At 60.6% G+C, this 12,873-nt stretch carries 14 protein-coding genes; 3 read left to right on the forward strand and 11 right to left on the reverse strand.

Going from position 1 to position 12,873, the window contains the following annotated elements; all coding sequences use genetic code 11:
- Positions 1-12: 12 nt before the first annotated feature.
- Entirely contained in the window at positions 13-510 is a 498-nt protein-coding gene (locus ACM561_RS09420) for a hypothetical protein (RefSeq protein ID WP_425904632.1), read from the forward strand.
- Positions 511-630: 120 nt separating this feature from the next.
- Here ACM561_RS09420 and cysK read toward each other — a convergent pair whose 3' ends face one another.
- Complete coding sequence (gene cysK / locus ACM561_RS09425; RefSeq protein ID WP_425904634.1) at positions 631-1,608, reverse strand: cysteine synthase A; 978 nt, start codon at positions 1,606-1,608, stop codon at positions 631-633.
- Positions 1,609-1,816: 208 nt separating this feature from the next.
- Between cysK and ACM561_RS09430 the strand changes: the two genes are divergently transcribed.
- A complete protein-coding gene (locus ACM561_RS09430) occupies positions 1,817-2,032 on the forward strand; it encodes a hypothetical protein (protein WP_425904636.1) in 216 nt (71 codons plus the stop codon).
- A gap of 27 nt (positions 2,033-2,059) precedes the next feature.
- Here the strand turns inward: ACM561_RS09430 and tgt are convergent, their stop codons facing one another.
- From tgt to coaD, 6 genes are all read right to left on the reverse strand, one after another.
- Positions 2,060-3,193, reverse strand: a complete 1,134-nt coding sequence (gene tgt, locus ACM561_RS09435) for a tRNA guanosine(34) transglycosylase Tgt (RefSeq protein ID WP_425904637.1) — start codon at positions 3,191-3,193, stop codon at positions 2,060-2,062.
- Positions 3,190-4,272 (reverse strand): tRNA preQ1(34) S-adenosylmethionine ribosyltransferase-isomerase QueA, encoded by a 1,083-nt coding sequence (queA, locus tag ACM561_RS09440; protein WP_425904639.1) that lies wholly within the window; start codon positions 4,270-4,272, stop codon positions 3,190-3,192. Before queA ends, tgt begins: the two co-directional genes overlap by 4 nt.
- Positions 4,273-4,487: 215 nt before the next feature.
- The gene (locus ACM561_RS09445) at positions 4,488-4,949 is read right to left on the reverse strand and encodes a peptidylprolyl isomerase (protein WP_079446961.1); all 462 of its coding nucleotides are present in this window, start codon (positions 4,947-4,949) and stop codon (positions 4,488-4,490) included.
- On the reverse strand, positions 4,925-5,353 hold the full coding sequence (locus ACM561_RS09450; protein ID WP_425904642.1) for a hypothetical protein: 429 nt from the start codon (positions 5,351-5,353) through the stop codon (positions 4,925-4,927). Before ACM561_RS09450 ends, ACM561_RS09445 begins: the two co-directional genes overlap by 25 nt.
- Before the next feature lie 9 nt (positions 5,354-5,362).
- The gene (locus ACM561_RS09455) at positions 5,363-5,923 is read right to left on the reverse strand and encodes a peptidylprolyl isomerase (RefSeq protein ID WP_425904644.1); all 561 of its coding nucleotides are present in this window, start codon (positions 5,921-5,923) and stop codon (positions 5,363-5,365) included.
- A 32-nt stretch (positions 5,924-5,955) separates the two neighbouring features.
- Positions 5,956-6,453 (reverse strand): pantetheine-phosphate adenylyltransferase, encoded by a 498-nt coding sequence (coaD, locus tag ACM561_RS09460; RefSeq protein WP_425904646.1) that lies wholly within the window; start codon positions 6,451-6,453, stop codon positions 5,956-5,958.
- A gap of 321 nt (positions 6,454-6,774) precedes the next feature.
- Here coaD and ACM561_RS09465 point away from each other — a divergent pair, with 321 nt between their 5' ends.
- Positions 6,775-7,029 (forward strand): hypothetical protein, encoded by a 255-nt coding sequence (locus ACM561_RS09465; RefSeq protein WP_425904648.1) that lies wholly within the window; start codon positions 6,775-6,777, stop codon positions 7,027-7,029.
- Positions 7,030-7,120: 91 nt separating this feature from the next.
- Here ACM561_RS09465 and gyrA read toward each other — a convergent pair whose 3' ends face one another.
- From gyrA to nagZ, 4 genes are all read right to left on the reverse strand, one after another.
- On the reverse strand, positions 7,121-9,862 hold the full coding sequence (gene gyrA, locus ACM561_RS09470; RefSeq protein WP_425904650.1) for a DNA gyrase subunit A: 2,742 nt from the start codon (positions 9,860-9,862) through the stop codon (positions 7,121-7,123).
- A 350-nt stretch (positions 9,863-10,212) separates the two neighbouring features.
- Positions 10,213-10,950, reverse strand: a complete 738-nt coding sequence (scpB, locus tag ACM561_RS09475) for an SMC-Scp complex subunit ScpB (protein WP_079446967.1) — start codon at positions 10,948-10,950, stop codon at positions 10,213-10,215.
- Positions 10,951-10,969: 19 nt separating this feature from the next.
- On the reverse strand, positions 10,970-11,806 hold the full coding sequence (locus tag ACM561_RS09480) for a segregation and condensation protein A (RefSeq protein WP_425904653.1): 837 nt from the start codon (positions 11,804-11,806) through the stop codon (positions 10,970-10,972).
- The gene (gene nagZ, locus ACM561_RS09485) at positions 11,803-12,828 is read right to left on the reverse strand and encodes a beta-N-acetylhexosaminidase (protein WP_425904655.1); all 1,026 of its coding nucleotides are present in this window, start codon (positions 12,826-12,828) and stop codon (positions 11,803-11,805) included. The genes ACM561_RS09480 and nagZ overlap by 4 nt, the downstream gene beginning before the upstream one ends.
- Between the last annotated feature and the right edge of the window lie 45 nt (positions 12,829-12,873).

Raw genomic sequence — 12,873 nt, forward strand, 5'->3', positions numbered from 1 at the left:
GGGATGATGCAAATGGGATTTGGGGGGACCATGTTACGAGGATTATCCGCCGCGTGCGCGCTCGGCGCTGTGGTGATGCTGTCGATATCCGCTAGTTCCGCGGGAGCGGGGCCGTTTGAAGGCCTGGCGGGCGTCTGGACCGGACGTGGTACTATACAGCTCGAGGATGGCTCGACCGAAAAGATCCGCTGCAAGGCCACCTATGCCGTGAGTGGCGATTCCCAGGGCCTCAATCAGACTCTGCTCTGCGCCAGCGACAGTTACAAATTCGAGCTCAAAAGCAATGTGCTCGCTCGTAACGGCGTTCTGTCGGGAGAGTGGCGCGAGACCAGCCGCAATGTTAGCGGAACCCTCGAAGGACGGGCCGGTAACGGCCAGTTTAACGTCGACGTCAGCGCTCCCGCATTTACGGCAAAGCTCAAGATGAAGACGAACGGCAACCGACAGGACGTGGTCATCAGTTCGGACGGTCAGTTCAAGGGGGCCAGTATCTCGCTGTCCCGTTCCTGATTTCAAGCGCAGTCTTCGGCATAGCGCTTCCGAGCGAAGTGCAATTCGGTTGCGTGAAGAAAGCGCGTCAGAAAAAAGATCGAGTCTTTCACCGTTCCGTGAAGCGGTGAAAGACTCTGGTCAGATTCCCTCGAACAACGCCGTCGAGAGATATCGCTCCGAGAACGAGGGGACGACGGCAAGAATGGTTTTGCCCTCGCTGCCGGGCCTCCGGCCGATGGCAAGCGCCGCTGCAACAGCTGCACCGGACGAAATCCCCCCTGGAATGCCTTCGCTGCGCGCCAAGGCACGGGCGGTTTCCAATGCCGTGGCGCTATCGACTTTCACGACCTCATCAATGACGGAACGATCTAGGATTTGGGGGACAAAGCCCGCGCCGATCCCCTGGATCTTGTGCGGCGAATGCCGTCCGCCCGACAGTACCGCGCTCTCCTCGGGTTCGACTGCAACGATGCGCAAGGACGGCTTGCGGGGCTTCAGGGCCTGACCAATCCCCGTTATGGTCCCGCCAGTACCGACCCCAGCCACGACCCAATCAATGTTCCCGCCGGTATCGTTCCATATCTCTTCGGCCGTGGTGAGCCGGTGAATCTCCGGATTTGCGAGGTTCTTGAACTGTTGCGGCATGACGGCGTGCGGGGTCGTGCGCACCAGTTCCTCGGCCATGGCAATTGATCCTTTCATACCCTCTGCCGCCGGCGTCAGAACGATTTCCGCTCCTAGAAAGGCCAGCATCTTGCAGCGCTCCGTCGAGACCGACTCTGGCATCACCAGCTTCAGACGGTAGCCACGCGAGGCCGCAACGAACGCCAGCGCAATGCCAGTGTTTCCCGAGGTCGGTTCGATCAGAACCGTGTCGGCATCGATCTTGCCAGCTTTCTCCATTGCCGCGATCATTGCCGCGCCGATACGATCCTTCACGCTCGTGGCTGGGTTGAAGTATTCCAGTTTGGCCAGAATGATTGCATTCACACCATGCTGCTGTGGCAGCCTGCGCAGCCGGACGATCGGGGTGTCTCCAACCGTATCGACAATGCTGTCGAACACACGGCCACGGCCGGCATGGTGCGGTGCATCAACCTTTGATTTTGTATCCATGTCAGCGTCCTCGAGTAGTTGAACAATGCTCATCACGATCAGCCAGCGTGTCGGGGGCTAAAAGCCTGGCAGCAATACGTTGCGCCAAACCCGATTCTTGCAGGACTGGAATTCGTAAAAGAAACGTATTTGTGTTGCGACATCGTCAAACGATGCGTGTACCGTGCCCGAAAGTCCAGACTGATTAATTTTCATAAGGAGGTCACGAATGCCAGCGATTGCTGAAATCCGGCCGACCGCCCTGTCGCACTCCGCGCCTCGCGGAAGCGATCTTCCGACATGCCCGGTTTGCGCCGACTCGATGATTGCAGCGGAAGCATCCGCATACTTACCCGACAACGTCATCGGCCACTTGTGGAGCTGCGACACATGCGGTTACGGCTTCGTAACCAAGCATGTCGTCCGACGCATCGCCTGCAATTGATACGATCTTTTCCGATGCAGTCAAACATCAGCGCATGGCGATATCGCCGCGCGCCCAGCCTTCGCGTGCCCGCTCGCGAAACTGCCGAAAGGTGCCTCCTATAATCGCCGTGCGCATGGCCTGCATCAAACTCTGATAATATGCGATGTTGATCCCGGAGAGTAGCATCGCGCCGAGCGTTTCGCCGGATCGCACGAGATGATGCAGATAGGCGCGCGAATAATTTCGCGATGCCGGCCATGAACTCTCTTCGTCGAGTGGACGCGGGTCGTCGGCGTGACGGGCGTTGCGAAGATTGATCTGGCCGAAGCGGGTGAAGGCCATGCCGTGGCGTCCGTTCCGCGTCGGCAGGACACAATCGAACATATCGATGCCGCGCGCGACTGCTTCCAGCAAATCCTCCGGCGTCCCCACACCCATCAGATAGCGCGGCCGTTCCACCGGCAGCCACGGCGCGGTTTCCTCGATCATCGCAAGCATGATGGCCTGCGGTTCTCCGACCGCGAGACCGCCGATGGCGTAGCCGTGGAAGCCGATCTCGGTCAGCCCGCACGCGCTCGTGCGCCGCAGGTCGGAGCTGTCCCCACCTTGCACGATGCCGAACAGCATGTTGGCGGCGGGGGCGCCCTCGAAAGCGCGCCTGCTGCGCTCGGCCCAGCGCAGCGAGAGCTGCATAGCGCGCTCAATGTCTGTACGCTCGGCGGGGAGCCGAACGCATTCGTCGAGCTGCATCGCGATGTCGGAGCCGAGCAGCCGCTGAACCTCGACGGCGCGTTCAGGCGTCAGTTCGATCGCGGTACCGTCGATATGAGAGCGAAACGTCACGCCCTGCTCTTTCACCTTTCGCAACTGGGCCAGCGACATCACCTGGAACCCGCCGGAATCCGTCAACATCGGCCCGCCCCAGGTCGTGAATTTTTGTAAGCCGCCGAGTTCGTCGATCCGCTCAGCTCCGGGCCGCAGCATCAGGTGATAGGTATTGCCGAGCACAATATCGGTCCCGGCGTCGCGCACCTCTTGCCATTGGAGGCCCTTCATGGCGCCTTGTGTCCCGACCGGCATGAACGCGGGTGTCCGCACCGCGCCGTGAACTGTGGTGAGAAGTCCAGTGCGAGCGCTGCCGTCGCGTCCGAGAATTTCGAAATGGTTGGCGAGGCTCATGCGTCCGACCTGTCCGGAAACAGCAAGCAGGCGTCGCCATAGGAATAGAACCGGTACCCCCCCGCGATCGCATGAGCATAAGCATGTTTCATGGTTTCAAGACCGCTAAAGGCCGAGACCAGCATAAACAGCGTCGACCGCGGCAGATGAAAATTTGTCATCAGGATATCGACCGCGCGAAAGCGATAGCCCGGCGTGATGAATATCGCGGTCTCCCCGGTGAACGGCGCGATTTGACCGTCGTCGCCTGCCGCGCTTTCCAAAAGCCGAAGCGATGTCGTTCCAACGGCAACGATCCGACCACCGCTCGCTCGCGTCGCGTTCAGCGCGGCCGCGGTTTCAGCGGATATCGTACCCCATTCTGAATGCATACGGTGCCCAGCGCTGTCTTCGGCTTTGACCGGAAGAAACGTACCGGCACCGACATGCAGGGTGATCCGATGAAGGCCCACGTCGCGTTCGCGCAGTGCCGCTTCGATCGCCGGCGTGAAATGCAGCCCCGCGGTCGGTGCAGCAACGGCTCCCTCATGAGCTGCGAACATCGTCTGATAGTCTGCTGCATCGCGGTCGTCGGGCGCGCGCTTTGATGCAATGTATGGCGGTAGCGGCGTTGAGCCCAGATCGGCAATGGCCTGATCCAGCGTCGGTCCGTGAAACGAGAAGGCGAACGTCACTTCGCCCTCCCCGCCTTTGCTTTCGACCTGCGCATCGAGGTGCCCGAGGAAGCACACCCGTCCCTCGTTGCCAAAGCGAACGATGTCTCCCGTCATGAGCTTCTTGGCCGGCCTGACCAATGCGCTCCAGCGCGAACCGTCGAGGCGCTTGATCAGCGTGGCGTCGATCCTCGGCTCAGTCTCGCGACCGATGCGGCGGCCATGCAACTGAGCGGCGATGACACGCGTATCGTTCACGACGAGTTGGTCACCGGGCCGCAGCCATTCTGGAAGATCTCTTACCCGTTGGTCGCGTAAACCGGCCCCGGGCTGTACCACGAGCATCCGCGCGGAATCGCGCGGGCTCGCCGGACGCAGCGCAATGCTCTCGGCCGGCAATTCGAAATCGAAGAGATCGGTTCGCATGAAATTATCAAGCTATAGCGTTTTCAAGCGAAGCGGCCACCGGTTCGCGTGAAGAAAACGCGTCAGATCAGAATCTGAGGCTCCCGCTTCTGATTCCATCAGAAGCGGAAAGGCTCTGACGGATGTAACCCGTCACTGAACCCGTTAGCCCGAAACGTCAATGGCCGGAACGCATCCGGCCATTTTACGTCGGTCTGAAGAGTCGGAATATCGCCTCAAGCGTCGGCCGCTATCCTGGCCTTCACGATCTTGTCGGGATTTTGCACTGGCTCACCGCGCTTGATCTTGTCGACGTTCTCCATACCTTCGATCACTTTGCCCCAGACGGTATATTGCCCGTTCAGGAAAGACGCATCGTCGAAGCAGATGAAGAACTGACTGTCACCCGAATCAGGACTTTGCGCTCGCGCCATGGATGCGGTGCCACGTACATGGGGCTCCCTGTTGAACTCAGCCTTCAGTTTTTGGCCTGAGCCGCCCATACCGGTGCCTTGCGGGCATCCGGTCTGCGCCATGAAGCCATCGATAACGCGATGGAATACGATACCATCGTAGAATCCCTCACGAACCAGTTCCTTGATCCGCGCAACATGACCGGGAGCGAGATCGGGGCGCATTTCGATAGTCACGGGTCCCTGCGTGGTTTCGAGGATCAAAGTGTTTTCGTTTTCAGCCATGCTCTCTTCTCTTCTCTTGCTTTGGGAGGGGTTCGTCGATCGTCAAATCGGATGGTCAGGGGACGGCCCGCAATCGCTTCGCCCATGCCTGAGGTAAATGGCATCGGTGCGCAGCGTTGTAATGCTTCCATCACGGCCGTCCGGTAGAGAATGCGCTCTCCGTCCGTTGCGTCGTGCCTCTCGTAAGTAATCCGCGGCCGACCCAACAAGCTACCGTCTCGCTTGAATGTGAACTGCACGGTGATCTCCATGCCGGCACTGTCGCGCGGCAAAGCGGGCGGCTGCCAGCATCCCTTCAAGCGCGCGGACATGGCGGCCAGATTCGCCACGCCGCCGTCCTGCGCCATCGTATCTGGTGATACGCCGACGATGCAGATCGCAACCATTACGGTCAGCCAGCGCATGGGCTGCGCTCACTTGATATCGGAGGCAACCTGAACCTTCAGCATCTTGTCCGGATCGGTGACGGTGCCGCTTCGCGACCCGGCGGGCGCCTTCTTCAACTTGTCCACCACATCCATGCCGGAGACGACATCGCCAACCACGGTATATTTGTTGTTGAGGAAGGACGCGTCGTCAAAGCAGATGAAGAACTGCGAATTCGCCGAGTCATTACTTCCCGCGCGCGCCATGCCGACCACGCCTCGCTTGAACGGAGCGGTAGAGAACTCGGCCTGGAGGTTCGGATACTTCGAGCCGCCGGTGCCGTTGAAATTTTTGCCGTCGCCGGTCTGCGCCATGAAGCCGTCCATGACGCGATGGAATGGAACGTTATTGTAGAAGCCATCACGAGCAAGCTGCTTGATGCGCTCGGCATGTTTGGGCGCAATGTCGGTCCGCAGCTTGATGACGATGGGACCCTTCGTGGTCTCGATTACGATCGCGTTCTGCTTGTCGAGATTGGCTGGCAGCGGCTGGGCGAAAGCGGGGATCGCGAAGATCAGCGCGGCGGCGAGGCCAAGGATTCTAATCATGATAACTCCGGATCAGAGGAAGATCGGTTCATTCAACCGGCGAATTTGGTCTTGAGCTTGGAGGCGACCAGTTGCGGAACGAAAGCTGAGACATCACCGCCCATCGTTGCGATCTGGCGCACCAGTGTGGCGGTGATCGGGCGGACGCCGGGCGAAGCCGGAACGAACACCGTATGCACGTCGGGGGCCATAGCCTCGTTCATGCCGGCGATCTGCATTTCATAGTCGAGATCGGTGCCATCGCGTAGGCCCCGAACCAGAATCGTGGCACCGGCCTTATGTGCGGCTACGACTGTGAGGTCGTCGTAAGTCGTGCAATCGAAGGCGCAGCCCGCTTCGACCGCGATCGGTTCGAACACCGAGCGTGCCATCGAAAGACGCTCTTCTGCCGAAAACAGTGGCGTCTTGCCGGGGTGAACGCCGACAGCCACGATCAGCCGGTCACATAGGACGACGGCGCTTCTGACGACGTCGAGATGGCCGTTGGTGACGGGGTCGAACGATCCCGGATAGAGCGCGACGCGTAGCATCACCCCCTCTAGCGCGCCTGTTCAGGGGCCGCAAGCAGGCCGGGTTCCACAATATTCGAGGCTTCCGTCGATATTTATTTCTTGGCGCCGATCGAACCGCTGCGGGGGTGTACGCGTCTTATCGTACGTCAGGGGACACTGAAATCATTACAGATTTCAGGATTCTGTTTCGTCCGAAAGACCAGGTGAAACAATTCTTCGCATGATGAAACCTCTTCTCATAGCTGGCGAAGATGTCGCGAAACCAGGGCCGGTTATCAATCCGCCCAACAAAACGGGCCGCCAAAACAAACGGACAGGCTCAAATCACAGGGGACCGTCATGATCAAAGCTCTTTCCGCAGTCGCGGTCGCGGCGTTCATCGCAGCCGCCCTCACCGTTCTTCCCGGTTTTGCTCCCCAGGTTTCCGCCAGCACGCCCGTTCCGCTCGCTAAAGCGGACCGGCTGGACATCCACCCGGTTGGAACGACCTGCTCACAGCGAGCCTGGCCGAATTTCGAAGCATCCTGCCTTCGCGCCGCCGGCTCCAAAACGGTAGTTCGTGAAGCTCGGCTCGTCACGCCAGAGCATCGCTGATCCGGATTTAATTCCGTTCCTTGATCGCCTAACGAGGGGCCGCCCGCATGACGCGAGCGGCCTTTATGTTGGCCGCAAAGGGCGAAGCCCGCTATCCGCCGTTGCCGTTTTCGCCATCCTCGCGGATATGTTCGACCGACACCACATGCTCATCATCCGCCGTATTGAACACGCGAACGCCTTTGGAAGCGCGGCTGGTGATGCGGATGCCTTCAACCGGCACTCGGATCAACTGCCCGCCATCGCTCACCAACATGATCTGATCCGACATTTCGACCGGGAATCCAGCCACGAGATGGCCGATCTCGCCGAGTTTGGTCGGATCGGTCGCGCGGATGCCCTTGCCGCCACGTCCTGAAACCCTGAATTCAAACGACGACGATCGCTTGCCATAACCCTGCGCGGTGACAGTGAGCACAAACTGCTCGGCGGCGCCCATCTCCACATAGCGCCCTTCGGGCAGCGAGAGATCGGTATGTGCGGCCTCGTCAGCCTCGGGTGTCGCCTCCTCGGGCTCGATATCCTCGCCGGTTGCAGCGCGGCGGATCGCGCCGGACTGTTTGAGGTACGCCGCGCGTTCGGCCGGCGTGGCGTCGAAGTGATGCAGTATCGACAGTGAGATAACCCGGTCGCCCTTAGCCAGCGCGATGCCGCGCACGCCCATCGATGTCCGGCCCGAGAACACGCGCACGTCGATGACCGGGAACCGAATGCACTGACCGCCTGCGGCGGTCAGCAGCACATCGTCGCGCTCGGTGCAGATCTGGACGTCGACGATCGACTCGCCCTCACCAAGCTTCATCGCGATGATGCCGGAGCGTCGGACATCGACGAAATCGGAGAGCTTGTTGCGGCGGACCGTTCCGCTGGTGGTCGCGAACATCACATCAAGGTCGGCCCACGACGATTCATCTTCAGGAAGCGGCATAATGGTGGTGATGCGCTCGCCCTGTTCGAGCGGCAGAATGTTGATCATCGCCTTGCCGCGCGCATTCGGGGCCGCCATCGGCAGCCGCCAGACCTTTTCCTTGTAGACCTGTCCGCGAGATGAAAAGAACAGCACTGGTGTATGGGTTGATGCCACGAACAGCCGGCTGACGAAATCTTCATCCCTCGTCTGCATTCCGGAGCGGCCCTTCCCGCCCCGCTTTTGAGCGCGATAGGCCGATAGCGGCACCCGCTTGACATAGCCCGCGTGCGAGACGGTCACGACCATGTCCTCGCGTTGGATCAGGTCCTCGTCCTCGACCTCGCCTTCCTGTTCGACGATAATCGTCCTGCGCGGGGTGACGAATTCGGACTTCACCGCGCCAAGCTCACTTTTGATGATGGCCTGTACGCGGGCACGCGACCGCAGGATATCCAGATAATCGGCAATCTCGATGGCGAGCTTGTCGAGCTCGTCAGAAATTTCCTCGCGGCCAAGCGCGGTCAGGCGTTGCAGGCGCAAATCGAGAATAGCCTTGGCCTGCTCCATCGACAGCCGCGCGGTGCCGTCCGGCGACATGCGGTGGCGCGGATCGTCGATCAGCGTGATCATCGCCGCCACGTCCTTCGCCGGCCAGTCGCGCGACATCAGGGTATCACGTGCTGTGGTTGGATCGGGAGACTCCCGGATCACACGAATGATCTCGTCGATATTGGCGACGGCGATTGCCAGGCCAACCAGGATATGGGCGCGGTCGCGGGCCTTGTTGAGCAGGAATTTGGTTCGGCGGGTGACGACCTGTTCGCGGAACGCGATGAACAGCGTCAGCAGGTCTTTCAGATTCATGAGCTGCGGACGACCTGCATCCAGCGCCACCATGTTGGCGCCGAAGTTGGTTTGCAGCGGCGTGAACCTGTAGAGCTGGTTGAGCACGACCTCCGGAACGGCGTCTCGCTTCAACTCGACGACGACGCGGAAACCCTCTCGATCGGATTCGTCACGCAAATCCGAAATACCGTCGATCCTCTTCTCGCGCACCAGCTCGGCGATACGTTCGACCATACTGGCCTTGTTGACCTGATACGGGATTTCCGAAATCACGATCGCTTCGCGGTCCTTGCGGATCGTATCGATCGACACCTTGCCGCGCATCACGATCGAGCCGCGGCCGAGGTGATAAGCCGAGCGGATGCCTTGCCGCCCGAGGATAATGCCGCCGGTTGGAAAATCCGGGCCCGGAATGATGTTGATGAGGTCGTCGATCCCCAGCGCGGGATTGTCGATCAGCGCCACGCAGGCGTCGATAACTTCGCCGAGATTGTGCGGCGGGATGTTTGTGGCCATGCCGACGGCAATGCCGCCGGCGCCGTTGACCAAAAGGTTTGGAAACTTCGCCGGAAGGACCGAGGGCTCCTTCTCGCTGTTGTCGTAGTTGGGCTGGAAATCGACGGTGTCCTTGTCGATATCGTCGAGCAGCGATTGCGCGATCTTGGTAAGGCGGGATTCGGTGTAGCGCATAGCCGCCGCCATATCGCCGTCCACCGAGCCGAAATTGCCCTGCCCGTCAATCAGCGGCACGCGCATCGAGAAACCCTGCGCCATGCGCACCAACGCGTCGTAGACCGACTGGTCGCCGTGGGGATGGTACTTACCGATCACGTCGCCGACGGTGCGCGCCGACTTGCGATAGGGCTTATTCCACTCGAAACCGTTCTCGTACATCGCGTAGAGAATTCGCCGGTGAACCGGCTTGAGACCGTCGCGCGCATCCGGCAGCGCCCGCGCCACGATTACGCTCATGGCGTAATCGAGATAGCTGCGTTTCATCTCATCGAGGATCGAAACGGGCCGAATACCCGAAGGCGCCGGCGGCTCCCCGGGCTTGGTGTCGTCGGTGTCTGACAAAGAAGGATTCCGGTCGGTTTCTACTTGGATTCATATAGCTTATTGAGGCTCGGAAGACCACCTTCGGCAGTCCCGCAAGGCGGTTTTTTCCCGTCGTTTTTTCAGACACTTATAGGCTATAATGGCAACCAGAATCTGATGGTGGAATGGTGGTCCTGAACTACGCGCTGACGACCTTCGTGGCGCTTATGGTGGTGGGGTTCGGCCGGCGCGAGAGGCCCAGCAGACAACGCAAGCGGCGGAGGAACACGCGCGAAATATCGCGGCTAAACGCGTCAGACAAAAAAACATCGAGCCCGCGACCGATCCCATCGGAAGCGGAGAGCCTCTAGCCCGAGCTAGGCTTAGCCCTACTGCGCCGAGCCGCCGCTGCTCGAACTATCGCTTTCAGGATCCAGAGGCGGAACTAGCGCCAGTTCGAGATCGCCCGCCTCAAGCGGCTCCTCATCGTCACGCAAAGTCGGATCGTCGGAAGGTGTGGGAACACTGAACCCGCCCGGCAAACGAGAATCCAGCAGCCCCGTTCCCTTCAGTTCTTCCAGGCCCGGCAGGTCGCCGAGATTTTCGAGACTGAATTGGGACAGGAACGTCTCCGTCGTTCCGAAGGTGAGCGGGCGGCCCGGTGTCTTGCGGCGGCCGCGCGGCTTGATCCACCCGGTCTCCAGCAACACGTCGAGCGTCCCCTTGGAGGTGACGACGCCGCGAATTTCCTCAATCTCCGCGCGAGTCACAGGCTGATGATAGGCAATGATCGCTAACACCTCGATCGCTGCGCGCGACAGACGCCGGGTTTCCGTGCTTTCCCGCGTCATCAGCCACGCCAGATCACCCGCTGTACGGAATGTCCACTTATTGGCGATGCGCACTAGGTTGACGCCCCGCGAGGCGTAGTCCGCCTGCAACTGGGCAAGGGCCATTTTGATGTCGACGCCGTCGGGCATCCGCTTGGCCAGCGCGGCCTGATCCAGCGGCTCGGATGAAGCGAACAGCAACGCCTCCAGCAACCGCAATTCCTCGGGACGCGCTGCGGGTCGTTCCGACTCAAACTCCTCGAGCTGCTCCACGCGCATTTCCGCCAGGCTTGCCATGCTCGCTCTCCTTCTTCACTTACTGCGCCGAGGTGTCCGGCCCCGCCATCGGATCGGGTGCCAGCTGCCGCGCACGCTTGCGAAAATAAAGCGGCGCGAAGGCTTCTTTTTGATTCAGATCCATGACGCCCTCGCGCACCAATTCGAGCGCAGACGCAAAACTCGACGCGAACACGGTAGCCCGCTGCGACGGATCGACAACAAAGGTCATCAGATACTGGTCGAGGCATCCCCAATCCTCGCCGGAGAGACCGACCAGACGCTCAAGCGAGGCTCGTGCTTCGCTCAACGACCAGACCGTTCGCTTGGCTATATGAACGGTCGTCAAGACACGCTGCTGCCGCTGCACAGCATAAGCGGAGAGCAGGTCGAACAGCGTCGCGGTGAATCTTGGATGGCGGATCTCAGCGATCGATTCCGGGTTGCCTCGCGGAAAGATGTCACGCCCCAACTGCTGGCGATTCATCAGGCGGTTCGATGCCTCGCGGATGGCCTCAAGGCGTCGCAGACGATTTGCAAGCGCCGTCGCCATCTCACCGGCGCTGGGCCCATCCGGCGTCGGCGGCTCCGGCAGCAGCAAGCGCGATTTCAGAAATGCCAGCCATGCCGCCATGACAAGATAGTCGGCAGCCAGTTCGAGACGAATCTTGCGGGCCGCCTCGATGAAAACGAGATACTGATCGGCAAGCGCCAGAATGGAGATTTTCGCCAGGTCGACTTTTTGCTGGCGGGCGAGCGCCAACAACAGGTCCAGTGGCCCTTCATAACCCTCGACATCGACCACGAGCGAAACCTCGTCGGTGACGATGGGCTCGGTGGGCCGGCCTGTTTCAAACGACAGAATTTCCGCGCTCATGCGCTCGCTGCCCCCGCTGCCGTTAACGCGTCGAGTTCTGCCCGCGCCGCCTCGCGGTCGAACGGTTGCGGCGGTTTGCGCGCCGCCAGCGCTCGCCGGGCGCGGTCCAGCGCCAAACCCGACAGCTCCGGAGCTTCGCAGACGACCTGCCGCATCTCATCCAGATTGCCATTGCAGTGCAGGACTATGTCGCAGCCAGCCGCAACGATCGCCCTCGTCCGCTGGGCGATTGATCCCGCCAACGCGTTCATGGACACGTCATCACTCATCAACAATCCCTGAAACCCGATGGTGCCGCGAATCACCTGTTCGATGATTGTCGCAGATGTCGTGGCCGGTTGGGTGACATCAATTGCACTGAACACAACATGTGCGGTCATCGCCATCGGCAGGTCCGCAAGGGGACGAAATGCAGCGAAATCAAAGGCCTCCAGATCGTCTTTCAAGGTTTCCACAATCGGGAGTCGGTGATGGGTGTCAGCAGTCGCCCGACCGTGACCCGGAATGTGCTTGAGAACCGGCAGAACACCACCCTGCTCTAGTCCCTCAGTAACGGCCCGCGCGATCGTCGCCACCTTGTGAGGATCGGCGCCATAGGCGCGATCACCGATGACTGCATCCGCGCCCGGCACCGGAACATCCGCCAGCGGCAGGCAGTCGACTGTGATGCCGAGATCGGCGAGATCGGCCGCGATCAGTTGTGCGCTGAGCCGTGCGGCCTTCAGCCCCATATCACGGTCGCGGTCATAGAGGACGCCGAACGTCGCGCCCGCCGGATAGACGGGCCAGTGGGGCGGTCCCAACCGCTGCACGCGGCCACCTTCCTGGTCTATCAGGACGGGAGCATCGCTATCCTCGACCGCTTCTCGAAACTCCTGAACCAAACGAGCGACTTGCAGGGGATTGTCCACATTCCTTTTGAATAGAATGAATCCCCACGGGCGCTGTTCGCGCAGGAATTCGCGCTCCTCCGTTGTCAGACTCAGGCCTGACGCTCCCGTGATGAATGCGCGCGAACTCATGGCGGCCGATTAGCCTTCATCGGCCGCGACGGTCAAGGAATCGGC

The sequence above is a fragment of the Nitrobacter sp. TKz-YC02 genome, from assembly GCF_049852135.1.
GTDB lineage: Bacteria > Pseudomonadota > Alphaproteobacteria > Rhizobiales > Xanthobacteraceae > Nitrobacter > Nitrobacter vulgaris.

What these genes read in the sequence shown, in the direction of transcription:
- ACM561_RS09445 (WP_079446961.1), bottom strand. Translation starts at nt 4,949, where the DNA reads ATGGCTGAAAACGAAAACACTTTGATCCTCGAAACCACGCAGGGACCC.
- ACM561_RS09480 (WP_425904653.1), bottom strand. Translation starts at nt 11,806, where the DNA reads ATGAGCGCGGAAATTCTGTCGTTTGAAACAGGCCGGCCCACCGAGCCC.
- ACM561_RS09455 (WP_425904644.1), bottom strand. Translation starts at nt 5,923, where the DNA reads ATGATTAGAATCCTTGGCCTCGCCGCCGCGCTGATCTTCGCGATCCCC.
- scpB (WP_079446967.1), bottom strand. Translation starts at nt 10,950, where the DNA reads ATGGCAAGCCTGGCGGAAATGCGCGTGGAGCAGCTCGAGGAGTTTGAG.
- ACM561_RS09450 (WP_425904642.1), bottom strand. Translation starts at nt 5,353, where the DNA reads ATGCGCTGGCTGACCGTAATGGTTGCGATCTGCATCGTCGGCGTATCA.
- tgt (WP_425904637.1), bottom strand. Translation starts at nt 3,193, where the DNA reads ATGAGCCTCGCCAACCATTTCGAAATTCTCGGACGCGACGGCAGCGCT.
- coaD (WP_425904646.1), bottom strand. Translation starts at nt 6,453, where the DNA reads ATGCTACGCGTCGCGCTCTATCCGGGATCGTTCGACCCCGTCACCAAC.
- ACM561_RS09420 (WP_425904632.1), top strand. Translation starts at nt 13, where the DNA reads ATGGGATTTGGGGGGACCATGTTACGAGGATTATCCGCCGCGTGCGCG.
- ACM561_RS09430 (WP_425904636.1), top strand. Translation starts at nt 1,817, where the DNA reads ATGCCAGCGATTGCTGAAATCCGGCCGACCGCCCTGTCGCACTCCGCG.
- queA (WP_425904639.1), bottom strand. Translation starts at nt 4,272, where the DNA reads ATGCGAACCGATCTCTTCGATTTCGAATTGCCGGCCGAGAGCATTGCG.
- ACM561_RS09465 (WP_425904648.1), top strand. Translation starts at nt 6,775, where the DNA reads ATGATCAAAGCTCTTTCCGCAGTCGCGGTCGCGGCGTTCATCGCAGCC.
- nagZ (WP_425904655.1), bottom strand. Translation starts at nt 12,828, where the DNA reads ATGAGTTCGCGCGCATTCATCACGGGAGCGTCAGGCCTGAGTCTGACA.
- cysK (WP_425904634.1), bottom strand. Translation starts at nt 1,608, where the DNA reads ATGGATACAAAATCAAAGGTTGATGCACCGCACCATGCCGGCCGTGGC.